This is a genomic window from Gemella parahaemolysans, from assembly GCF_053758945.1.
Window position 1 is genome coordinate 212,963 of the sequence record NZ_JBSMTP010000002.1, and the last position, 23,745, is coordinate 236,707.

Sequence of the window (23,745 nt, forward strand, 5' to 3'; positions counted from 1 at the left end):
TAAGAAAAGTTATCAATATAGTTGACGTTATGGTATATATGTGTTAGAATTGTATTGTTGTGTAGCTCCTAAATAGCTACTACAACCGCACGTATAAGGTAAACAAGAGAGAAATCCACCTTATATGGCGAGTCTTAGTAAAAAATATTTAAGGAGGTGCAGATATGTACGCAGTAATTAAAACAGGTGGAAAACAACTACGTGTTGAAGAAGGACAAACAATCTTGGTTGAGAAATTAGCAGCTGAAGTTGATTCTACAGTTACTTTTGACGAAGTAGTATTAGTAGGTGGAGAAACAACAAAAGTTGGTGCTCCTTTAGTAGCTGGTGCGACAGTAACAGCTAAAGTAGTTGCTCAAGGTAAAGGTAAAAAAATCACAGTATTTAAATACAAACCTAAAAAGAACAATCACCGTAAATTAGGTCATCGTCAACCTTTCACTAAATTAGTAGTTGAAAAAATTAACGCTTAATCATGATTAAGGTGGAAATCGTAAAAGAAGTTGAAGTTATTAAACAAGTAACAGTTGATGGGCATGCTGATTATGCTGAACATGGTTCAGATATAGTTTGTGCAGGTGCTTCTGCTGTCGTATTCGGTTTAATAAATGCAGTAGATGTTCTAGATGAAGATGTACAGTTCGATATTTCAGCTAACGAAGATGTAACTGGACATTTAACATATAGATCGTTAAAATCTACAGATAAAGAGCAACTTCTACTAAATGCAATGTTAGTTGCATTAAAAACAATTGAAGAAAATTATTCAGATTATATAACTATTGAAGTAAGAGAGGTGAAATAGACATGATGTTACAATTAAATTTACAATTCTTCGCATCTAAAAAAGGGGTAGGTTCTACTAAAAACGGACGTGACTCTGAATCAAAACGTTTAGGTGCTAAAAGAGCTGATGGTCAGTACGTAACTGCAGGTTCTATCTTATACAGACAACGTGGAACAAAAATTTGGCCAGGAACTAACGTAGGAAAAGGTGGAGATGATACACTATTTTCACTAGTTGACGGAGTTGTACGTTTCGAAAGATACGGACGTAGCCGTAAAAAAGTTTCTGTTTATCCACAAGCTTAATAAGCATTATAGAAAAAGGTGTTTACATTTATGTAGATACCTTTTTTATTTTGCAAAAATATTAGTGTCATATTAGTGTTTTTTAGGTAATTAATGTAAACATTTGTAATAATATTTTAATATTTCTTGTTTCAGATTTTTGTTGTACTTTTAAAATATATATGGTAAAATTTACTTGTGTGTTATATGATACACGCAACATATACTAGGAGGACAAAAAAGTGTCAGCACTTTGGCAAGAAATTTTATTTTCTTTTTTAGGAGGTCTTGGTTTATTCCTATTCAGTATTAAGTACATGGGGGACGGACTTCAATTGATAGCCGGGGAGAAAATGCGATATGTTTTAGATAAATATACATCTAAACCACTTATGGCTGTCTTAGCCGGAATTATAGTTACGATACTTATTCAGTCAAGTACAGGAACAATCGTAATTACTATAAGTTTAGTAGGAGCAGGATTATTAAAAACGAAACAGGCAATAGCAATTGTTATGGGTTCTAATATAGGAACTACATTAACATCATTCATTATTGGATTTAATATATCTAAATATGCACTTCCTTTATTATTCTTAGGAGCAGCGTTTTTATTCTTTACTCGTGCTAAAGTTATAAATAATATCGGTCGTGTAATTTTTGGATTTGGGGGGATTTTCTACGCTCTAAAAATGATGTCTACAGCAATGGGACCTATGAGAGATATGTCTTGGTTCCAAAACATATTAACTCACATTAATGATAGTGCGGTAGTAGGGGTAGGAGTAGGTACATTCTTAACTGTATTAATTCAATCTTCTGCAGCGACTATTGCGATTTTACAAAACCTGTATGCGGACGGTGCATTAAGCCTAACTGGTGCACTACCTGTATTATTTGGTGATAATATTGGTACTGCAATCACTACAGCTGCATTAGCAATGGTTGGTAGTAATATAGCTGCAAAACGTGTAGCTGCTTCGCACGTATTATTTAACGTGATAGGTACGGTTATCTGTTTAATTGCATTAGTACCTTATGGAGCATTTATTCAGTTTTTAGAAACAACTTTAAGCTTAGAGCCTAAAATGACTATTGCATCAGCACATGGTACATTTAATATTCTAAATACATTTATTCAGTTCCCATTTATTAGTTTGTTAGTAGTTCTTGTAACAAAAATTATTCCAGGGGAAGATGAGCAAATTAAATATAGTACACAATATCTTGATAAATCACTTATTGCAAGTGCACCAGCAGTAGCATTGGGTCAAGTGCAAAAAGAATTTGTAGAAATGTTAATTTTATCTAAAAAAAGTTTACGTAATTCTGTAGAGTACTTTATGAATCGTGATGAGCAGCTTCGTGAAAAAGGTGAAACTTATGAAGATGCAATAAATAATTTTGATGAGCAAATGACAGACTACTTAACATTATTATTTAGAGAAAAACTAAGCCCAAAAGAAGGGCTTATTGCTTCAACGTTATTAGATGGTACTCGTGACGTAGAAAGAATTGGAGATCATGCAAGGGATATAGTATTATCAGTTGATTATCAAGTTAGAAAGAAATTAAAATTTTCTGATGAAGCAAAAGCAGAAGTACAAGAAATGTATGATCTTTGTAATGATGTAATTTTGAAAACTATAAAATCGTTAGAAGAAAACAACATAGCTTTAGCAGGGGCAGCGTTAGCAGCCTGTGAAAATATATATGCTCTTGAAAAAAATGCTCGTAAACAACACACTCAACGTATGAAAGATGGAGATTGTGAAATTCCAGCAGGTGTGGTATTTATGGATTTAATTCAGCATTTTACGCGCATATGTGAACATACTAGAAATATATTAGAAAAAGAAATTCAAGGTAATATGTAATTATGTCAAATAAACAAAAAATATATATTATATTGTTTGTTATAATGTTGCTAATAATATTGGTTTTATATAAACTATATCAATTACAATTAGTTTAAAAAAAGATAAACGAAAATATAGAGAAATCAAAGTTATTTCTACTATGTTTTCGTTTTTTTCTTTGTAAATACTAGCATTCGTGATATAATAAGGTAGTCGATTTATATAAAGTTTAAGAAAATATTGAAAGGAAATAAACATGTTTCAAGATAAAAAAGTTTATACAACACAATGGGCTGGAAAAACATTAACAGTTGAACTAGGCGAAATGGCTCGCCAAGCTAATGCAGCAGTAGTAGTAAAATACGGAGATACTGTTGTACTAACGACAGCTGTTGCTTCAAAAGAAGCAAAAGATGTTGATTTCTTCCCGTTAACAGTTAACTATGAAGAAAAAATGTATGCAGTAGGAAAAATTCCAGGAGGATTTTTACGTAGAGAAGGTCGCCCAGGAACAGAAGCGACTCTTGCTGCACGTTTAATTGATAGACCGATTAGACCATTATTTGAAGATGGATTTAGAAATGAAGTACAAGTTATTTCAACTGTTTTATCAGTGGAGTATGATTGTGATCCAGTAATGGCAGCAATGCTAGGAAGTTCACTTTCACTATCAGTATCAAATATTCCATTTAAAGGACCTATCGCTGGAGTGACAGTTGGATATGTAGATGGAGAATATGTAATTAACCCAACAGTTGAACAAATGGAACGTTCTACAGTTGATTTAAAAGTAGCTGGAACAAGTGACGCTATTAATATGGTTGAAGCAGGAGCTAAGGAAGTATCTGAAGAAATCATGTTAAATGCAATTATGTTTGGACATGAAGAAATCAAACGTCTAATTGAGTTCCAACAACAAATCGTTAACGAAATTGGTCAAGAAAAAATGTCTGTTGAGTTAAAAGTTATTGATGAGACTATTTACAATGAAGTACTATCAATGGCATTAGCTCAAATGAAAGAGGCAATTGCTATTAAAGATAAACAAGAACGTGACGAAGCTATTTCTGCTGTTAAAGAAAAAGTTCTTGAAGTATTCGAAGAACGCGTAACAGCTGAAGATGAGTTAGATATCGTTAAAGAAGCAAAATTATCATTAGATAAAATTGTAAAAGATGAGGTTCGTCGTGAAATCACTGAAGATAAAGTTAGACCTGATGGACGTGCATTAACAGAAATTAGACCTTTAGCATCTAGAGTGGATGTATTACCAAGAACACATGGTTCTGCATTATTTACTCGTGGGCAAACTCAATCTCTAGGTGTTGTAACATTAGGTAACTTATCAGATGAGCAAATCATTGATGACCTAACTCAAGAAGAAAACAAGAGATTTATGTTACACTATAACTTCCCAGCATTCTCAGTTGGTGAAGTAGGATTCAGTCGTGCTCCAGGACGTCGTGAAATTGGTCACGGTGCTTTAGGGGAGCGTGCATTAGCTCAAGTAATCCCTTCTAAAGAAGATTTCCCATATACGATTCGTATCGTATCAGAAATCTTAGAATCTAACGGGTCAAGTTCTCAAGCTACAATCTGTTCTGGATCTATGGCACTTATGGCAGCTGGGGTTCCAATTAAAGCTCAGGTAGCAGGTATTGCAATGGGATTAGTTAAAAAAGATGAACACTACACAATTTTAACTGATATTCAAGGCATGGAAGATCACCTTGGAGATATGGACTTTAAAGTAGCAGGTACTGCTGAAGGTATTACTGCGCTTCAAATGGATATCAAAATTGATGGTTTAAGTGAGCAAATCTTAAAAGAATCACTAGAACAAGCACGTGTAGGTAGATTACAAATTTTAGATCACATGAACAGCATTATCGCTGGACCTCGTCAAGAAGTTTCTACATTTGCACCAAAAATCAAAATTATTAAAATTAAACCTGAAAAAATTAAAGATGTTATTGGTTCAGGTGGTAAAGTTATCAATGAAATCATTGAAAAAACTGGTGTTAAAATTGATATTGAACAAAATGGTGATGTATTTATTTCTTCACCTGAAATTGAAGGAATTAATAAAGCAATTGAAATCATCGAAAATATTACTCGTGAGGCAGAAGTCGGTGAAATCTACCTAGCTGAAGTTAAACGTATTGAAAAATTCGGTGCTTTCGTTGAATTATTCCCAGGAGTTGATGCTCTAGTTCACATTTCTAAATTAGCCGAAGAAAGAGTAAATAAAGTTGAAGATGTTGTAAAAGTTGGAGACACTCTGAAAGTTAAAGTAATTAAAATTGATGAGAAAGGGCGAGTAGACGCAGCAGCTCATTTCTAGGAGAAATTTATGGAGTTATTTGAAAAAGAAAGACGTGGAATATATGTCTATTTTAAAAGTTTTAAAGACTTAAATAAATTAGAAAAATATGGGAACTTTATTTCTTATTCTAAAAGAGGAAGATATGCTTGTATATATGTTGATGAAAACAGATTAGGCAACATAGTAGAAGAACTTAAGAAAAAGAAATTTGTAAAAAAAGTAGAATTATCAGGAATGTCTGACTTACATTTAAGTTTTGAGCATTTAGATTCAAGTCTACAAACTAAGAAATAATAGAAATAGGGGGAGAATATATATTCTCCCTTATTTTAAGAAGTATTCAAAATAATGGTACTTTATAGTGAGGACAAATGAGAGTTATAGCAGGAAAATACAAATCTATAAAATTAAATGCTGTTGAAGGAATGAATACAAGACCAACAACGGATAAAATTAAAGAAAATTTATTCAATATGATAGATTGCTATGATTGTAAAGTATTAGACCTTTTTGGTGGAACAGGTGGCTTAGGAATAGAAGCGTTAAGTCGTGGAGCTAAACATTCAACTTTTATTGATGGAAGTAATAATGCAATAAAAGTCATTAAAAGTAATATTGAAAAATGTAGAATAGATGCTACAGATTATGCTTTATATAGAAATGATTTCAAACGAGCATTGAAAATTTTCGGAAAGAAAGAGGAAAAATTTGATATTATTTTTCTAGATCCACCATATGATAAAGGATTAATAGATGAAGCATTACAATGTATTTTAGAAAATAATCTATGTAATGATGAAGCGTTAGTTATTTGTGAAAAGAGCAATACAGAAGAAATCACTATTACTGATAAAAAACTTGAAGTTATAAAAGAAAAACAGTATGGAATAACAGATATAGTAATCTTTGAATATATGGAGAAATAAAAATGAAACGAAAAATAGCGATTGTACCAGGTAGTTTTGATCCTATTACTTATGGACATATAGATATTATAAAACGAAGTTCAGAGTTATTTGATGAGATTATCGTAGCTATCTTGGTAAATCCTGATAAGAAATATTTATTTTCACTTGATGAAAGAGTGGAGATGATTGAAGAAACAATAAAAGATATTCCAAATGTGAGAGTGGATGCATTCTCAGGCTTATTAGTAAACTATGCAAAGAAGGTTGGTTCAAGTGTTATAGTTAGAGGTCTAAGAGCCGTATCCGATTTTGAATATGAGATGCAATTAACATTTATGAACAAAGCTTTGGATGAAGGAATCGAGACATTTTATATGATGGCTAATAAACAATATTCATTTATTAGTTCAAGTATTGTTAAAGGTGTTTCAGGTTTCGGAGCAGACTTATCGAAGTTCGTTCCTAAAAATGTAGAAGAGCGTTTGGAAAAAAAGATGAAAGAGAGAGGATAAAGGTGAAAAAAATCCTATTTACTGGAGGAGGCTCAGCAGGTCACGTGTCTGTAAATGTGGCTTTGATTCCAGAATTTAAGAAAAATGGGTATGAGATTTCTTATATTGGTAGTAAAACTGGTATAGAGAACGGAATGATAGGAAAGATTTCAGGAGTAAAATATTTTAAAATAAGTTCAGGTAAGTTAAGAAGGTATTTTTCTTGGGAAAATTTTATAGACCCATTTAAAGTATTGAAAGGAATATTAGATTCGTTACTTATATTAAAAAAAGAAAAACCAAATTTTGTTTTTTCAAAAGGTGGATTTGTTAGTGTTCCGGTTTGCGTGGCAGCTAAGCTATTAAGGATTCCAGTAGTCTTACATGAATCAGATTTAACACCGGGGCTGGCTAATAAGATTAATATTAAGTTCTGCAATCATATTTTTACAACATTTGAAGATACTCAGAAGTTTTTACCGAAAGGTAAAGTCAGTTTAATTGGAGCTATTGTAAGAGATGATATTTATACAGGAGATAGACAAAGAGCTTATGAATTAATAGGGTTTAATGAAGATAGGCCTGTGTTATTGGTAATGGGTGGATCTCTAGGATCAAAAATTTTAAATGATTATATTTGGAATAATATTGATCAACTTACTGAAAAATATCAAATCGTTCATTTGGTTGGAAAAGGATTAATAAATAACAATATAGATAAAGAAGGGTATAAGCAATTCGAATTTTTATCAAAAGAATTGTTTGACGTACTAAAAATTACTGATTTTGTTATTTCAAGAGCAGGTGCGAATTCAATTTATGAATTTTTAGCTTTAGACTTACCTCCGATTCTTGTTCCGCTAGGAACTAATCAAAGTAGAGGAGATCAAATTGAAAATGCTAGATTCTTCGAAAAAAATGGATTTGCAAAAGTGGTTGTAGAAGAGGATTTTGCAACACTTCCTATTTCTCAAATTGATGAATTTTATAATAATTTAGAAGATTATAAACATTCTATGCAAGTTTATAAAAATGAAAAACGTATAATAAACGACGTAAATGATTTTTATAACAAGATTTTAGATAAAGTAGGAGGTGAAAATTAGGATGAAGAAATTAAGCGTACTTACGTATGTGAAAATATTAGTTTTCATAGCGTTAGCAGTTGTAGCGATAAAATTTCCAAATAATGATTTTGATAGAGTAATTGCTGATCTACTTGAAATAAAGGCATTAGCGCAAATAGCTAAAATAATATCACTTATTTTTAATGATAAGTTATTATTATTAATAATGATCTTATTAACAGGATTTTTAGTGTGGATAAAAGAGTTAAAGAAAGCTGTATTTATATTCTTTAGTGCAGGTTTTGGAGGATTCTTCTTATCAGCATTTAAATATAGTATTCAAAGAGTTAGACCATTACCAGAGCTTCATGATGGTTTCAGTTTCCCTAGTGGGCACTCTACTTTTGTAGCATTATTTTTCTTAGCATTAATTTTTGTAATTAATAAAAAAGAAATACTAGCTGTAATTGCTACTTTTGCAATTATAGCAGTGCCAATTTCAAGAATGATTTTAGGTGCACACTTTATTAGTGATGTAACAGCCGGATTATTACTTGGAAGTATCATAGTTGACTTTATGAAAGTTTATTATGAAAATATCTATAATATATTAATGAGGGTATTAGGAAAGACAAATGAATAAATTTAAAAATAAAGAGGGAATAGTTGCACTTTGCTTGGCAATTGTACATTTTGCTCTATGGTATTACTTTGCTTACATTAAATTTGATGTAAATAATGTTAAATCATATAAGTATGTGTTAGGACTTCCCGAATGGTTTTTCTATAGTTCTGTAGTAGTTAGTGTTCTGATAATTATCTTAGTTATTGTCTTAACAAATCTTTTACTAAACGATGAGATAAAAGAGGAGGAAAACAATGACAAGTAATTTAGATTATAGAATTCTAATTCTTTTTGTAACTATATTTTTAGGAATAATACTATTACCATTATTTATGAATCGTATTAGTAAAACAGAACAACATGGTGGTTTCTTTGAAAAGTATTATTTAGCAGATAGAAAGGTAAGTGGTATTGTCTTAGCGATAACATTAATGTCTACTTATGGATCTGCCTCAACCTTTTTAGGAGGACCTGGTGTTGCCTATAAACTTGGTTATGGTTGGGTATTACTTGCTGTAATTCAAGTGGTAACGGGTTATTTTGTACTATTAGTTTTAGCTAAAAAGTTCAAAACTGCTGCACAAAAAATAAATGCAATAACAATAAGTGATTATTTAAAAAATAGATATGAATCTAAAGTAGTAGCTTTTATATCAACACTTGCTATGATTGTATTTTTAATTGCTGCGATGAGTGCCCAATGGGTTGGTGGAGCTAAGTTATTAGCAGCCTTTATGGGAATTGAGTATAAGACTGGCATTGTACTTATCTCAGTAATTATTATATTCTGTGTGGTATTCGGTGGATTAAAAAATATACTAATAACTGATATGATTCAAGGATTAATAATGATTTTCTCTACAATAATTTTATTATTTGCTGTAATTAATTATGGTGGAGGTATTGATCAGATTACAACCAACTTGGTTAATATTAATGAAAAAATACTAACTCCGTTTGGTGCAAATGGTAGTTTAACACCAAGTTATGTTAGTTCATTTTGGGTATTAGTCGGAGTAGGGGTTATTGGTATTCCACAAATTGCTATTAACTCGATGTTATATAAAAATAAACGAAGCTTAAAACAGTCTATCATTGTTGGATCAATTGTTATCTTTATAGTAATGTTTGGAGTTCATTTAATAGGAGTTATGGCAAGAGGGGTATTCCCAGATATCAAAGACTATGATTCTGTTATTCCGATAATTACGTTAAAAGTACTTCCTTGGTATTTAGCTGCATTAGTTCTAGCAGCACCAATGGCAGCAATCATAACAACAGTAAATGCTCAATTCTTATTAATATCATCTGCTTTAATAAAAGATTTACTATTTAATAATAAATCTATTAAAGAAAAAATTACAGGTAAGAAAGTTCCTGTTTTTGTATATGGTGTTAATATTCTTGTGATTTTATTGATAATGTTATTAAGTATGAGACCACCTAGTCTGATAGTAAATGTTAACCTATTTGCATTTGGAGGATTGGAAGCCACTTTCCTATGGCCAATATTATTAGGATTATACTGGAAAAAAGCTGAAAAATACGGAGCACTTAGTTCTATAGTTTTAGGACTAGTAAGTTATATACTTATAAAAACTGTATATGTAATTAAATTTATAGAACCAGTAGTGATTTCGTTATCAATATCTCTAGTAGCTTTTGTAATAGTTTCATTATTAATGAGTAAAAAACAATTGAAAAAATAGTTATATTGTAATAAAATAAAAAATAAAGAGTAAGGAGGAATAAAAATGTCGAAAAAAGTTATAGTTAAACATACAGATGCTGAGAAATTCACTGTTAGTAATATGCTAACTGTGGGCAAAGAATATGAAGTAGTGAATGAAACAGAAGAATATATATTTGTAGTAGATAACAGTGGAAAAGTAGGCGGATACTACCACGATTATTTTGAAGAAGTAAAATAATTCAAGAGGCAAAATGATGAAAAAAAATACTATAAAGAATACAGTTCTAGTTGGATTATTTATAATACTGGCGCCACTTATTTTAGTAGGAGTTACTGCTTTAGGAAATTCCCTTGGAGGAAAAGCAAAAGATAAGGTAGTTCAAACAACAGAACAGACTGCTAAAGTTCCAGAAGAGACAAAAGCAGAAAGTAATAATGCTATTCCTAAAGCTAATGAGTCAAAAGTAACTAAGGAAAGTAGTACGAAAAAAGAAACTTCATCTAAAGAACAAGAAAATAGTGAATCGTCAGGAGTGGTTAGTGCAACACCTGTAGCGGGTCAAGATTACATTATAAAATCAGGAGATTCATTATTTACCATTGCTTCAAAAGCATATGGTGAAGCCAATTCTCAAAGTGGAGTGGAAAAAATTAAAGAGGCTAATAATATCAGTAATAATAATATTGCAGCTGGGCAAAAAATTCAAATACCGAAATTATAAAAAGGAATCATCTCATTTTCAGAGATGATTCCTTTTTTATTTAACTTTACGTTTTATGAATATTGAATAAATAACACTTATTACTAGACCAACAAGGACTAGTGAGATTGCTACATAAAATGCATCTGTAAAGTCTCCATTGTGTTTTGCAGCTATTCCAGCAGCATATTTAGGTGCAAAAAACGCAGCTGTAGAGAATCCTATAAACACAATACCGTAGTTAACCCCTTGGTTTATAGGCCCAAATGTTTTCATTACTAATGGAGCAAAAACCCCCATTATTCCTCCAAAGCATAAACCAAGAAGAACAAGACCGACTGTAAGTCCAACTGTAGTTCTAATACTAACAAGAATTAATAATGAAATAGCAATTACTGAATAAAGTGCGATAAGAGTTTTTTCATGCCCAATTTTATCAGAAACAACTCCCCATACAACACGGCCAAAGGTATTAGAAAGAGCATAAATACTAACAAAAGTTGCAGCAACTGAAGCAGATAATCCGAACATACTTTGGCTGATTACTGATGCGTTTGATGCTACCATAAGTCCAGAGAATGCTCCAATAGCAAACATTGAAATAATGAAGTAAAATGACAAACTCATTAACATTTGTTTCCAATTTTTATTAGCAGCCTCTTGTTTAATTTCTGCAACAGGTTGAATCCAACCTTCAGGTTGATAATTTGCAGGAGCGACTTTTATGAAGAATAGAGCTATTATAATAATTACTAAGTATGCACTACCTAAGTAGATAAATGCATTATGAACCCCATAATTAGCTATTAGATTATGAGCGATTGGAGCAGCAATAACACTAGCGCCTCCCATAGCTCCTGTTATTAATCCAGCAGCTAATCCTCTTTTATCAGGGAAGAATCTAAGGGCATTACTAATACATCCAGAATAAGCAAAAGCTTGTCCAACTCCAGATAATACACCATAGCTAAAATATAACATTCCTTTTGTAGTAGCAAATCCAGTAAGAATAAATCCAACTGCAAATAATATCCCACCTAATATAATAGAAATATTTGCTTTTCCTTTATCAGTAATAAATCCTCCAAGAATAGTAGGAATAGGAGCTATAGCAGCGTTAATAGTAAATGCTAGCATTACATCGGGCATACTCCATCCTTTCGATACACTTAGAGGTTTTGCAAAAACACTAAAAGAATATAGTGAACCTGCACATAGTAAAATTGCCATTGAGGCGAATAAAACAGTCCATCTTGTATTTTTGTTCATTTAATCATCCTTTCGAAATAATTTATTTATGTAAACTAATATATTAACATTAAAAATTCGGCTAATCAATAGATTAGTCGAATTTTTATGAATATCTAATAAAGATTTTAATAAAATTAGTTATTATTTAAATCATTGTTTAGTAATTCTAATTTTTCTATTAAAGTGTCAATTTGTTCATCTGATAGACTTAAACTTAGTCTAATATAGTTTTTACCACCAGTTCCAAATACATGACCAGGCATAGTAACAATTCTATATTTCTTTAATAATAATTCAAAGAAACTTTGGCTATCATATCCATCTTTTACTTTTAACCAGACGAAAATACCACCTTCAGGTTTGAAGTATGAATATCCCAATTCATCAAGTTTTGTAGTAATTTTATCTATTCTTTTTGAATAAGTTTCTTTTATGTGTTCAGTTAAAAGTCTATGATTTTTTAATGCAGTTACTACTGTATCTTGAATTGCCCCATAGATATTAGCATGGAATATTGTATTATACTCTTTAAGTCCTCGAATAATTTCTTTATTTCCAACTGCAAATCCAATTCTTAAACCTGAAATTGAAAAGTTTTTAGAGAAAGAGAAAAACTCAATTCCTACTTCTTTTGCCCCAGTAGTTTGCATAAATGCAGGAGAGTATCCATCTTTATAGTAAAAATCTGAATATGCATGATCTTGAAGTACTACTATATTATGTTTTTTTGCCCAATTTACTGTTTCTTCATAAAATTCTTTTGTAGCAACAGCTCCAATAGGGTTTGAAGGATAGTTTAGAAATATAAGTTTAGCATCTTTAACTGATTTTTCAGGAATGTCAGAGTAATTAACTAAGTAATTGTTTTCTTGTTTTAATTCTATTTCTTCGTATTTAGCTTGAGCTAAAGCAATTCCTTGAATGTAGTCAGGATAACTTGGTACTGGTAATAATACAGTATCATTTGGATTAAGAAGTACCGAAGGAATACTAGATAGTCCAGATTTAGTACCAAATACTAAAGCAATTTCATCTTTAGGATCTGCATCGATATTATATTTTTCTTTTAACCACTGAGAAATTTCATTTAATAATGTTACTTTTCCATCAAATGCTCCGTATCTCATGTTTTCAGGTTTTCTTATAGCTATTTCTAATTCCTTAAGTAAAAGTTCAGGGGTATCAGAGTCTGGAACTCCGATACCCGCATTTAATAATGGATTACCACTTGAACTTTCCTCAGAGATTAATTTGAAAATAGGATAGAATACATTTTCAGGAATATTTTTAATTGTATTTGATAATTCAATTTTCATAATTAATCACTTCCTTGTTAATTATTTTCCAGGTTTGTCAAATCCTTTGAAATCTTTGTTGATGATTTCATCAAATTCTTTAGACTGAACGATTTCTACTAAATCTTTAGCAAATTGTTTGTCTTTGTTTGCTGTAGTTACAACAACGTTGTTACGGTTGTTTTCATTCATTTTTTCTAGGATTAATGCTTTTGTTAAATCAAATTTAGCAGCAAGTGCGAAGTTACCAGGGACTGCAGCAAGTGTAGTACTGCTTAATGATCTAGCAAGTTGCCCAGCTTCTAATTCTGTAAATTTAAGTTTTTTAGGATTTTCTACTACATCGTTTTTAGTGATTTTTAGTACATCAGTATTAGGTTTGATTTTGATTAAATCAGCAGCAGCTAATAGTGCATAAGCACGAGCAGCGTTTGAAGGGTCGTTTGGAAGAGTTACTTCAGCACCTTCTGGTAAATCTTTAAGATCTTTAACTTTATCAGAATATAATCCCATTGGAGCAGTTGGAACAGGAGCAAGAGCTGTTAAGTCCATTCCATTTTGTTCAGCAAATTTTTTCATGTAAATTTTGTGTTGGAACAAGTTTGCATCTAATTCACCGCTGTTTAATGCTTTGTTAGGCTGGATGTAATCTGAGAATTCAGTAACTTTAACTGTGTATCCTTTTTTCTCAAGAAGTGGTTTAAGTGCTTTGTTAACCATATCAGCATAAGGACCAGATGTTGCACCAATTTTTACTTCTTTTTTCTCTCCACCGTTATTATTGTTTGAGCTTGTAGCTCCACAAGCAGCTAATGTAATAGCTAAAAATGCTGTAAAAACAACTGTTAATAATTTTTTTAGTTTATTCATAAATATATGTCTCCTTTTAAATTAATTTTTTTTGAATTTTTTTGAAATTGAATTTCCTATATATTGTGTAATTTGGACTAAGATAATTAATAGAATTACTGTAATCCACATTGTAAAGTTATCGAAGCGATAATAACCATATCTGATAGCAAGGTCTCCGATTCCACCACCACCAACAACACCAGCCATCGCAGAAAAGGCAATTAGGTTAATTAATGTTAGTGTAATTGATTGAATAATTCCGAACATAGCCTCGGGTATTAATACTTCTTTAACTATTAATTTTAGAGAAGCACCAGAAGCAACTGCTGACTCGATAACTCCGTAGTCTATTTCATTTAGTGAAGTATCAACTAGTCTAGTAAATAGGGGTATAGCAGCAACTGTTAGTGGTACTATTGCTCCAGTAGGTCCAGTTGATTTTCCTAATAAAAATAGAGTAAATGGTATTAAGAATACCAAAAGAATAATAAATGGAATAGAACGAATTGTATTAACTAGAAAATCTACGGTTTTATAAATAATAACATTTTTGAATAAAAGTCTATTACTAGTTAAAAATAAAATAACGCCTAAAAACAATCCAACTATTACTGTTATTATAATAGAGACACTTATCATGTATAATGAATCAGCAAATGATTTTATTAATTCTGGTTGTAAGTTTTTCCATTGTTCTATTAAACTTAGATTATTTTCCATATACATTCACCTCCACATCATTAACTTGATCAATTAAGTGATTTACAAATTTCTCTGTATTATCAGGCTCACCAACTACTGAAAAAGTTAAACTTCCTAACTGTTTATTTTGAATGTATTCAATTCGACCAGCAAGTATGTTAGTAGTAACATTATATTTATTTGCTAAAGTCTGAATTAAAGGTTCTTTAGTAGCTTCACCTTTGAAAATAACCCTTATTACAGTTTCATTTTTGTAATGTTCAGCAAGATGTTCTTCAAAATCTTCGTCATTGTGTAAATTAGCTATAAATTCTTGCATTAATTTCGTTTTAGGATTTGAGAAAATCTCATAAACAGAATTTAATTCAATAATTTCACCATTTTCCATCACGGCTACATTATCACAAATCTGTTTAATAACTTCCATTTCATGAGTAACAAGAATAATTGTAATTCCCAACTTACGATTAATTTCCTTCAATAAAGACAAAATTTGTTTAGTTGTAACAGGATCTAATGCACTTGTTGCTTCATCACAAAGTAATAATTTGGGATTATTAGCAAGAGCTTTCGCGATACCAACACGTTGCTTTTGACCACCAGAAAGTTGGCTTGGATAAACATTCTTTTTATCAGAAAGTCCTACAAGTTCTAACAACTCATCAATTCTTTTCGGAATATCTTTTGAATCTACATCGCCAGCTTTTAAATTGAATGCAACATTTTCTCCTACAGTCTTTGAACTTAGTAGATTGAACTGTTGGAAAATCATTCCGATTTTTTGCCTGTAAGAGCGTAAATCCTTTCTATTAAGTTTGTTAACAACTTGATTATCAACGATTACTTCTCCTTCAGAAGGAGTTTCTAGTAGGTTAAGGCATCGTAATAAGGTACTTTTTCCAGCACCAGAGTAACCGATAATTCCAAATATTTCACCAGCTTTCACATGCAGGTTTGTTGGTTTTAACGCTTGGATTTCTTTACCTTTTTGATAGAAGGTTTTACTAACGTTATTAAGATTAATCATATATTTCTCCTTTCTTTATAATAAAAAGACGCACTCTAGCTTTCGCTAAAGGACGTCTTAACGTGTTACCACCTTTATTTATACAATAATCACTTATTGTACCTTAGTAAGTTACAAACATAACTTTTGCTATAACGGGCAATACCGTAGTAAAAACTATATGCTCAAAGTCCATTTCTCTTACTCCTGACTATTCTCTTTCACCAACCGAGAACTCTCTAAAAGTAGATAGTAAGATTCTACTCATCAACGCATTTAATTGTTAATGACTATATTCTAGCATAAATTTTCTGACAATGCAATATAAAAATTCAAAAGTTTACATTAAAAATGTTAATTTTCGGGATAATTATTATCTCTAATTAAGGAGATATAAAACTGATTTTAATAGTTTTATATGATTAAAATTATCTACAAACTTTTAAATTTAATTAATATCTTAAAAATTAATATTCTATTAAAAGTTTGTTGCATTAAGTCTTTTATGTTATAATGAAATGTATTACATAGGAGGAATTATGTTTAAATTTTTTAGAAAAAATGAATTAGTGAAAAAAATTGACAAACAAGAGTTGAAAAAAATTCCGACACACGTTGCTATTATAATGGATGGTAATGGACGTTGGGCTAAAAAGAGAAATATGCCTAGAATAAAAGGGCACTATGAAGGGATGCAAACTGTAAAAAAAATTACAAAATATGCATCTAAATTAGGTGTAGAGTATCTAACATTATATGCTTTTTCTACAGAAAATTGGGCGAGACCTAAAGAAGAAGTTAGTTATTTAATGGATCTTCCTGAAAAGATGTTCAGTAGTTTCATGCCAGAACTTATGGAAAATAATGTAAAAGTTGAGATTATTGGTGTAGTAGAGAAACTTCCTGAAAATACTAGAAAAGCAGTAAATGACGCGATAGAACAGACAAAAAATAATACTGGATTAAAATTAATCTTTGCATTAAATTATGGTTCTAAAGATGAGATGTTAAGAGCGATTAAACAAATTACAAAAGATGTTCAAGATAATAAATATAGTGTTGATGAAATTTCTGAAGAACATGTAAGTAAAAATTTATTTACGTCTAATACTCCAGATCCCGATTTACTAATAAGAACTTCAGGAGAACAAAGAATTTCAAACTTTTTACTATGGCAAATTGCTTATAGTGAATTCTTGTTTACTAAAGTGGCATGGCCAGATTTTACTGAAGAAGAATTTTACAAGGCATTATTAGAATATCAGAGTAGAGATAGAAGGTTTGGAGGTTTAAATGAAGACTAGGGTAATAACGGCCATAGTGGCATTAATTGTTTTCCTACCATTACTATTTTTTGGTGGAGATTATTTTAAATTTACAACATTCGCACTAGGTGTGATGGCTATGTATGAAATAGTAAGAATGACTTTTAAAGAAACCAACATAGTAGTTTTAGGATTATCTTCTTTAGCAGGTGCACTACTATTTTTGAATGAAGAAATTTCCCAGTTGCAACTTTATGGACTACTTTTTTTTATTTTAGTTGGTATGTTAGCGACTGTAGTTGTAACAGGACATAAAATTAAATTAGTGGAAATTGGTTCAATAATATTTGTAACTGCCTATATTTTCATAGGGTTTTATTGTTTATTTATGATAAGAAACTTTAGTCTATCTCATGTAGCTTATTTATTACTTACAATTTGGTTTACTGATAGTTTTGCGTATTTTGGTGGGATGAAGTTTGGGAAAAATAAACTTTCACCGAAAATAAGTCCTAACAAGTCAATTGAAGGTTCAGTAATAGGTAGTTTATCATCAATAGTAATAGCATTATTGTTTTTCTATACAACCAATATATTTTCTAGTCTATTAGTTGCGATTGTCATTACATTGGTAGTCAGTGTCATCGGTCAATTTGGAGATTTAATTGAATCAGCGTATAAAAGGGAATATCAAGTGAAAGATAGCAGTAATTTATTACCGGGCCATGGTGGTATTTTTGATAGATTTGATTCTGTAATACTATCAGCACCATGCTTACTAATTTTACTAGGTTTATTTTAAAATATAGAGAGGAGTATTAGATGCAAGGAATTATAGCATTTATATTAATATTTTTTGTGGTAGTAACTGTTCACGAATTTGGCCATTTTATAGTTGCCAAAAAATCAGGAATATTGTGCCAAGAGTTTGCAATAGGGATGGGACCCAAGATATTTCACAAAAAAATAGGAGAAACTAACTTTACGATAAGACTTCTTCCTGTTGGTGGATATGTAAAAATGCCGGATAATGTTTTTGATTTTAACAATGATGTGTCAGTGTATGATCTAAAAAAAGGAATGAAGGTTAATTTAAAATTAGATGAAAATGACAAAGTTGAGAAGATAGTTCTAGATAAAAGTAATGATATGGACTTACTTCCATTAGAATTAAATGAATTTGATTTAACTGAAAAATTATTTGTAGAAGGTTTTGTTGGTGATAAAATTGAACGCTATGAAGTAAGAAAAGATGCATGCGTTGCATTTGGTGGAATGGAAGAGCAAATTGCTCCAGTAGAAAGAATGTTTTCTTCTCACTCATGGGGAAAAAAATTCTGGACATTATTTGCAGGGCCATTAATGAACTTTATATTAGCACTAGCAATTTTCTTAGGTATTTCAATTTATAATGGAGTACCATCAAATACTACACGTTTAGGTGAGCTAGCTTCTAACTACCCAGCTTACTCATCAGGCTTAAAAGAAGGTGATGTAGTTGAGCAGGTAAATGGTAAGAGTGTTACAACATGGGAAGAAATGACTAATGAGATAGTGAATTCTAATGGTTCTGAGCTTACATTGAAAGTTTCACGTGACGGTTCACAACAGGAAATTAAAGTTACACCAAAAGAAGAAACAACTGTGAAAAAGGGTAAAGAAGTTAAAACTTATAAACTAGGAATAAACCAAGCGTATGAGAAAGACTTAGTTGGTTCTATTAAGAGTGGTTTTGAACAAACTTTATTCTACGGAACAATGATTTTTATGGGGATTATTAATCTTTTTGCTTCATTATTTAGCGGTGGATTTAGTTTAAATCAACTTGGTGGTCCTGTAGCGATTTATGAAATGTCTTCTGCAGCTGCACAAAGTGGTTTAATCACAACATTAAGATGGACAGGAATTTTAAGTGTGAACTTAGGTCTTATGAATTTAATTCCTATTCCAGTTCTAGATGGTGGACGTATTATATTCGTAATTTACGAAGCAATTTTCAAAAAGCCAATTAATAAAAAAGCTCAATATTACTTAACTGTGGCATTTGGACTATTAATGGTTGCGTTAATGTTAGCAGTAACATGGAATGATATTCAAAGATTATTTGGGAAATAGATAATAATTATAACGAGAGGTTAGTTTTACTTCTCGTTATTTTTATAATTTATTTAAAAAAATAGTTAATTTCAATAAGAAGTTTTTTTATATTCTTTTTATAAGTGTAGAATATGGAAATTACTATTAATTTTAATAAATATAAGATATAATATCAGTAGGTATTTTATACCTATTAAACTATTTGTACAAAATAACGATAAGGAGCCTTGTAGAAATGCATGGCTCTTTTTAAGTGTTGATAGTTTAGAAAAAGAAGATTAAAAATAAGGCAATTAAGATTTTAGCTGAGCAAACTATTATTTTGAATTAATTTAAGATATAATATAATAGAGATAATTTATAGGAAAGGTGATAATATGGTTAAATTTATACATACTGCTGATTGGCATATTGGAAGAAAATTACAAGGATTAGATTTATTAGTAGATCAGGAGTTTGTGTTTGAGAATTTAATAACTGAGATTAAGAATATTAATCCTGATTTTTTAATTATTGCAGGGGATTTATATGATAGAAGTGTTCCTAGTAAAGAAGCGACTACACTTCTACAAGAATTTTTAGTTAAAATTAATATAGAGTGCAATATACCAATTTTTGCTATTAGTGGAAATCACGACAGTAGAGAAAGATTAGCTATAGGTGAAGCTTGGTTTAGTAAACATAAATTTTATCTTCATACAAGATTAGAGCAAGCTTTTGATAAACTTTCTTATGAAGATGCTGATATATATTTATTACCGTATTTTGAACCTTTTGAAGCGAGAGAATATTTTGAAGATCCTACATTAACAACCCATAATGCAGCAACTAAAAGAGTAATTGAAGAAATTTATAAAAATTTAGATACGAATAAGACAAATATTTTAGTAGCTCATACTTTTGTATCGGGAGGATTAGAGACAGATTCTGAAAGAGAAATATCTGTAGGGACTGTTGAAAATGTGGCTGTAGAAGTCTTTGATAAGTTTGATTATGTTGCTCTAGGTCATCTTCATAATCCGAATGCAATAAATGAAGAACGTTTGAAATATAGTGGAAGTCCAATGGCGTACTCATTCTCTGAAGCTTCCCAAACTAAAGGAATGAGGCTTGTAGAAGTAACAAAAGAAAGTTATAGTGAAGAGTTTATTCCATTAAAACAAAAAAGAAAGTTACACAATATTAGTACATCTTATGAAGAAGTTTTAACAAAAGAATTTCAACAAAATTATGATTGTAAAAATGATTATTTTAGTATGGAACTCAGCAATTTAGAGGGAGTAACTGATCCGTTACCTAGAATTAAAGAATATTATCCTAATACTCTTATACTAAAACAAAAAAGAAATACTGGAATTGATAATGAAGTGAAGTTTGATAGAGAGATGCTAACTAAGAGTCCTTTACAGTTGATAGAGGGATTCTATAATGAACAAACTGGTAGTGAATTAACTGAAGGTCAAAAACAAGTACTAGTAAATATTATAGATAAGGTGAATCAAGATGAAACCAATTAGATTAGAATTAAAAGAATTTGGTCCATATAAGAATGAAATAATAGAATGGGATAAAATAATAAATGAACCGATATTTCTAATTACAGGAAAAACTGGTTCGGGGAAGTCAACACTATTTGATGCTATTAGTTATGCATTATACAATAAGACAACCGGAGGAAAAGATATAGCCTCACTAAGAACGAAGACAGCCTTGGATAAGGATAAAACACAGGTTAACTTTGATTTTGAATTAAGCGGAAAAAAATATAGAATTGAAAGAACTTTGGCGTATTTGAAGGCTGGTAATAAAAACTTAACATCTGGGAAAGTTGCTTTAATGCAATATAATGATGAAAGTTTAGAAGTAATCGCCACAAAAGAACAAGAGGTAAAAGAAAAAGTAGAAGAGTTGATAGGTTTAGATGATAAGCAATTTTGTCAAATAATTATTTTACCTCAAGGAAAATTTAAAGAGTTTTTATTATCAAAATCAAGTGAGAAAAAAGAAACTTTGAGATCGTTATTTAATACTTATTTTTATCAAAAATTTGTGGATCAATTACAAGAACAAGCCAAAAAATTAGATAGTTCACATAAGCAAAAAGAAAAAGAGTTGATTACGAGGTTTGAACAGTTTGATATTGAGGAAGAATTTACGAAGTTTGAATATTTAAAAGACGAAAATTTTGAAGAAATACTAAGTATTATTCACTCACAAGAACAAACAGTAAAAAATGAGAAAAAAGAATTACTAAAATTAGAACGTAGTTTTTCTAAAGAAAAAGAGAAATTTATAGAATTAAGTAAACTCAATGATAAATTCACTCAACTTAAAAATAATAAATTAGAACTAGCTAATTTAATTGAAAAAGAAGACTATTATAAAAGTCTAAGATTAGAAGTAGAGAAGTTAAAAGAGTTACAAAAGAGTAAAGATAAGATTATAGAGTACAGTACTTTATTAAATAAACAATCACAATTAAGAAACCTTGAGAAAGATTTATTAATTGATACAGACAAATATAAATTAGACTTAGAAAACAATAAGAAATTACAATTAGAATTAAATGCACAAAAAGATCATATAGAAGAACTTAGAAAAGAAACTATTGATTATAAGTTTTTCTATAATAACTTTAATGAATTAATTTCTGCTAAAGATAACATTGAAATCTATAGTAAAACATTAGAAGAACTTATTTTGAAAAAAGAAACATATAAACAGTTAGATTCTAGGTTGAAAGTTTCAAAAGAAAGCTACTTAGAGGATATTGAGGAGAAAAATATACTAGAGAGTAGTATTGGTAAGTTAAAATTAGAAATATTAAAGAAAGAGCAAGATGTAGAAAAACTTGAAGAATATAATAACAAATTGTCTGAAGTAAATGATAAGAGTTTGAAGCTTACTCTTGATAAAAAACAATTAGAAGAACTGGAAGCAGAGAAGAAGAAACTAGAGCAAGAAGTTATATTATTAAATAAGAATAAAGAACAAGAAGTTTTAAATGGTTTTCTATTGAAATTGCATGAAGGCGATGATTGTCCTTTATGTCGACAAAAGATTGAACACTTACCAGAAATTCTCTCTTTAGAGGTAGTAGATGAAAGTATAGAAAACTCACTTAAAAAAGTTAATAAAGATACAATTCAACTAGAAACTCTTATAAAAAAAGATGAAGAAGAAATAGAAAGAATAAGTGCTCTTTTGAAAAATTTAGAGGATACAATTAACTTTAAAGCTAAGGAAGAACTATCACAATTAGAAGACGAATTAAAGACTGAGAATTCTAAACTAACGGATATTAGTAAAACAATCAAAATATCCGAGGATAGAATTAAGGACCTTAATCAAGAAATAGAAGAACTTTCAGAGTTATTAAAAAATGAAGATGAGATTAAACAAAAACATCTAGAAGCGAAAAGTAAAATCGAACAGTTCGAAAAAAATGTAAAAATTAAGCTAGATGAGTTTGTAGATTATTATGAGAAAATACAATCTCAAGTTGAAGGCTTTGATAATACAAGTAATGTTCTACAAAATAATAGTAACGAATTATTGGTGAGAAAAACAAGACTAGAAACAGAAAAGAAAAACAATAAGACGAATTTACTGGAAGTTAGTAAAAGAATAGAAAGTATTGTAGAGAATTTTACTAATTCTAAACTTAATAAGTATTACATAACTTTAGAAATGGCAGAAGAAAACATAGCAGAATTGGTTAAATTAGAAGAATATGAATCTCAAATTAGTAAATTTGAAGATGCCAATAAGATAATAGTAAACATTATAGAAAAACTTGAAGAAGAGTTACAAGATATAGAACAACCCGATTTAGAAGAAGAGCATCAGAAACTACAAAATATTGAATCTCAAGTTAATGATTTTATAGAAAAAGTTGCAGTGCTTAATACAAGATTAGAAAATAATAAAAAATTATATAAAAAAATTCATAGTGAGTATATTGATTTATTAGAATCATCTAAAGATATAAGAGAAATTATAGCATTTAGTGATGTTGTTAGTGGGAAAACTGAAAATAGAAAATCGTTAGAAACTTACGTTCAAGGATATTATCTAGACTTGATTCTAGTTGCGGGAACTAAAAGATTATTACAAATGACAAATGACAGATATAGATTTATTAGGCGTGATGAAAAGTCAAAAGGTGGAGGACTTCAAGGTTTAGAGATAGAAATACATGATATTTACCTAAATAGTACTCGTATTATTAGTTCTCTTTCTGGCGGAGAATTATTCTTAGCTTCGCTAGCTCTCGCTTTAGGGTTAGCCGAAGTTATTCAAAATGAAAGTGGTGGAATATCGCTTGAGACTATCTTTATCGATGAAGGATTTGGATCATTAGATGCTGAAACGCTGGATATTGCTTTAACAACGCTAATAGATTTACAGTCTTATGGACGAAATATTGGTATAATTTCACATGTTAGTGAGCTTAAAGAAAGAATTAGACCTAAGGTAGAGGTCTATTCTAAAGATAACTATGCTAAAATAAAAATGACAGGAATATGAAATAAT

General features: G+C 30.2%; 24 protein-coding genes and 2 other annotated features. Of the genes, 19 read left to right on the forward strand and 5 right to left on the reverse strand.

Annotated features, from left to right (window positions below; all coding sequences use genetic code 11):
- Positions 1-73 precede the first annotated feature (73 nt).
- Positions 74-145, forward strand: a sequence feature (ribosomal protein L21 leader region).
- 19 nt (positions 146-164) lie between these two features.
- From rplU to ACWOBP_RS02795, 14 genes are all read left to right on the forward strand, one after another.
- Positions 165-473 (forward strand): 50S ribosomal protein L21, encoded by a 309-nt coding sequence (rplU, locus tag ACWOBP_RS02730; protein ID WP_003144981.1) that lies wholly within the window; start codon positions 165-167, stop codon positions 471-473.
- A 2-nt stretch (positions 474-475) separates the two neighbouring features.
- On the forward strand, positions 476-805 hold the full coding sequence (locus ACWOBP_RS02735; protein ID WP_455337361.1) for a ribosomal-processing cysteine protease Prp: 330 nt from the start codon (positions 476-478) through the stop codon (positions 803-805).
- A gap of 5 nt (positions 806-810) precedes the next feature.
- Positions 811-1,092 carry a 50S ribosomal protein L27 gene (gene rpmA / locus ACWOBP_RS02740; RefSeq protein ID WP_003145565.1) on the forward strand — a complete coding sequence of 94 codons (282 nt, stop codon included), beginning with the start codon at positions 811-813 and terminating at the stop codon, positions 1,090-1,092.
- Positions 1,093-1,313: 221 nt separating this feature from the next.
- Entirely contained in the window at positions 1,314-2,948 is a 1,635-nt protein-coding gene (locus tag ACWOBP_RS02745; RefSeq protein ID WP_455337362.1) for a Na/Pi cotransporter family protein, read from the forward strand.
- A gap of 238 nt (positions 2,949-3,186) precedes the next feature.
- Entirely contained in the window at positions 3,187-5,274 is a 2,088-nt protein-coding gene (pnp, locus tag ACWOBP_RS02750) for a polyribonucleotide nucleotidyltransferase (protein ID WP_455337363.1), read from the forward strand.
- A 9-nt stretch (positions 5,275-5,283) separates the two neighbouring features.
- Positions 5,284-5,550, forward strand: coding sequence for a DUF2129 domain-containing protein (locus tag ACWOBP_RS02755; RefSeq protein ID WP_371451208.1), 267 nt, complete (start codon positions 5,284-5,286; stop codon positions 5,548-5,550).
- 77 nt (positions 5,551-5,627) lie between these two features.
- The gene (rsmD, locus tag ACWOBP_RS02760) at positions 5,628-6,182 is read left to right on the forward strand and encodes a 16S rRNA (guanine(966)-N(2))-methyltransferase RsmD (protein WP_455337364.1); all 555 of its coding nucleotides are present in this window, start codon (positions 5,628-5,630) and stop codon (positions 6,180-6,182) included.
- 2 nt (positions 6,183-6,184) lie between these two features.
- Positions 6,185-6,676: a pantetheine-phosphate adenylyltransferase gene (gene coaD / locus ACWOBP_RS02765; RefSeq protein WP_274459379.1), complete on the forward strand. Its 492-nt coding sequence runs from the start codon at positions 6,185-6,187 to the stop codon at positions 6,674-6,676.
- A 2-nt stretch (positions 6,677-6,678) separates the two neighbouring features.
- The gene (locus tag ACWOBP_RS02770) at positions 6,679-7,761 is read left to right on the forward strand and encodes an undecaprenyldiphospho-muramoylpentapeptide beta-N-acetylglucosaminyltransferase (RefSeq protein ID WP_455337365.1); all 1,083 of its coding nucleotides are present in this window, start codon (positions 6,679-6,681) and stop codon (positions 7,759-7,761) included.
- A gap of 1 nt (position 7,762) precedes the next feature.
- On the forward strand, positions 7,763-8,365 hold the full coding sequence (locus tag ACWOBP_RS02775) for a phosphatase PAP2 family protein (RefSeq protein ID WP_455337366.1): 603 nt from the start codon (positions 7,763-7,765) through the stop codon (positions 8,363-8,365).
- A complete protein-coding gene (locus ACWOBP_RS02780) occupies positions 8,358-8,612 on the forward strand; it encodes a DUF997 family protein (RefSeq protein ID WP_455337367.1) in 255 nt (84 codons plus the stop codon). The genes ACWOBP_RS02775 and ACWOBP_RS02780 overlap by 8 nt, the downstream gene beginning before the upstream one ends.
- Positions 8,602-10,056: a sodium/pantothenate symporter gene (gene panF / locus ACWOBP_RS02785; RefSeq protein ID WP_371453765.1), complete on the forward strand. Its 1,455-nt coding sequence runs from the start codon at positions 8,602-8,604 to the stop codon at positions 10,054-10,056. The genes ACWOBP_RS02780 and panF overlap by 11 nt, the downstream gene beginning before the upstream one ends.
- A 45-nt stretch (positions 10,057-10,101) precedes the next feature.
- Positions 10,102-10,278, forward strand: coding sequence for a DUF6501 family protein (locus ACWOBP_RS02790; protein WP_003145576.1), 177 nt, complete (start codon positions 10,102-10,104; stop codon positions 10,276-10,278).
- A 16-nt stretch (positions 10,279-10,294) separates the two neighbouring features.
- Positions 10,295-10,762 carry a LysM peptidoglycan-binding domain-containing protein gene (locus ACWOBP_RS02795; RefSeq protein WP_455337368.1) on the forward strand — a complete coding sequence of 156 codons (468 nt, stop codon included), beginning with the start codon at positions 10,295-10,297 and terminating at the stop codon, positions 10,760-10,762.
- A 36-nt stretch (positions 10,763-10,798) separates the two neighbouring features.
- Here ACWOBP_RS02795 and ACWOBP_RS02800 read toward each other — a convergent pair whose 3' ends face one another.
- The 5 genes from ACWOBP_RS02800 to ACWOBP_RS02820 all read right to left on the reverse strand — a co-directional run bounded on the left by ACWOBP_RS02800 (position 10,799) and on the right by ACWOBP_RS02820 (position 15,868).
- The gene (locus ACWOBP_RS02800) at positions 10,799-12,010 is read right to left on the reverse strand and encodes an L-lactate MFS transporter (protein ID WP_455337369.1); all 1,212 of its coding nucleotides are present in this window, start codon (positions 12,008-12,010) and stop codon (positions 10,799-10,801) included.
- 116 nt (positions 12,011-12,126) lie between these two features.
- A complete protein-coding gene (locus tag ACWOBP_RS02805) occupies positions 12,127-13,308 on the reverse strand; it encodes an aminotransferase class I/II-fold pyridoxal phosphate-dependent enzyme (protein WP_455337370.1) in 1,182 nt (393 codons plus the stop codon).
- A gap of 21 nt (positions 13,309-13,329) precedes the next feature.
- Positions 13,330-14,157, reverse strand: a complete 828-nt coding sequence (locus ACWOBP_RS02810; RefSeq protein ID WP_455337371.1) for a MetQ/NlpA family ABC transporter substrate-binding protein — start codon at positions 14,155-14,157, stop codon at positions 13,330-13,332.
- A 21-nt stretch (positions 14,158-14,178) separates the two neighbouring features.
- A complete protein-coding gene (locus tag ACWOBP_RS02815) occupies positions 14,179-14,859 on the reverse strand; it encodes a methionine ABC transporter permease (protein WP_299324315.1) in 681 nt (226 codons plus the stop codon).
- Positions 14,849-15,868, reverse strand: a complete 1,020-nt coding sequence (locus ACWOBP_RS02820) for a methionine ABC transporter ATP-binding protein (RefSeq protein WP_299324318.1) — start codon at positions 15,866-15,868, stop codon at positions 14,849-14,851. The genes ACWOBP_RS02815 and ACWOBP_RS02820 overlap by 11 nt, the downstream gene beginning before the upstream one ends.
- A gap of 45 nt (positions 15,869-15,913) precedes the next feature.
- Positions 15,914-16,127, reverse strand: a binding site (T-box leader).
- Between the two features lie 259 nt (positions 16,128-16,386).
- Here ACWOBP_RS02820 and ACWOBP_RS02825 point away from each other — a divergent pair.
- The 5 genes from ACWOBP_RS02825 to ACWOBP_RS02845 all read left to right on the forward strand — a co-directional run bounded on the left by ACWOBP_RS02825 (position 16,387) and on the right by ACWOBP_RS02845 (position 23,739).
- The gene (locus ACWOBP_RS02825) at positions 16,387-17,151 is read left to right on the forward strand and encodes an isoprenyl transferase (RefSeq protein ID WP_455337372.1); all 765 of its coding nucleotides are present in this window, start codon (positions 16,387-16,389) and stop codon (positions 17,149-17,151) included.
- On the forward strand, positions 17,141-17,914 hold the full coding sequence (locus tag ACWOBP_RS02830) for a phosphatidate cytidylyltransferase (protein WP_455337373.1): 774 nt from the start codon (positions 17,141-17,143) through the stop codon (positions 17,912-17,914). The genes ACWOBP_RS02825 and ACWOBP_RS02830 overlap by 11 nt, the downstream gene beginning before the upstream one ends.
- A 20-nt stretch (positions 17,915-17,934) precedes the next feature.
- Positions 17,935-19,227, forward strand: a complete 1,293-nt coding sequence (gene rseP / locus ACWOBP_RS02835; protein ID WP_455337374.1) for an RIP metalloprotease RseP — start codon at positions 17,935-17,937, stop codon at positions 19,225-19,227.
- Between the two features lie 359 nt (positions 19,228-19,586).
- On the forward strand, positions 19,587-20,726 hold the full coding sequence (locus ACWOBP_RS02840) for an exonuclease SbcCD subunit D (protein ID WP_455337375.1): 1,140 nt from the start codon (positions 19,587-19,589) through the stop codon (positions 20,724-20,726).
- Positions 20,713-23,739, forward strand: coding sequence for an AAA family ATPase (locus ACWOBP_RS02845; protein ID WP_455337376.1), 3,027 nt, complete (start codon positions 20,713-20,715; stop codon positions 23,737-23,739). The genes ACWOBP_RS02840 and ACWOBP_RS02845 overlap by 14 nt, the downstream gene beginning before the upstream one ends.
- Positions 23,740-23,745 lie beyond the last annotated feature (6 nt).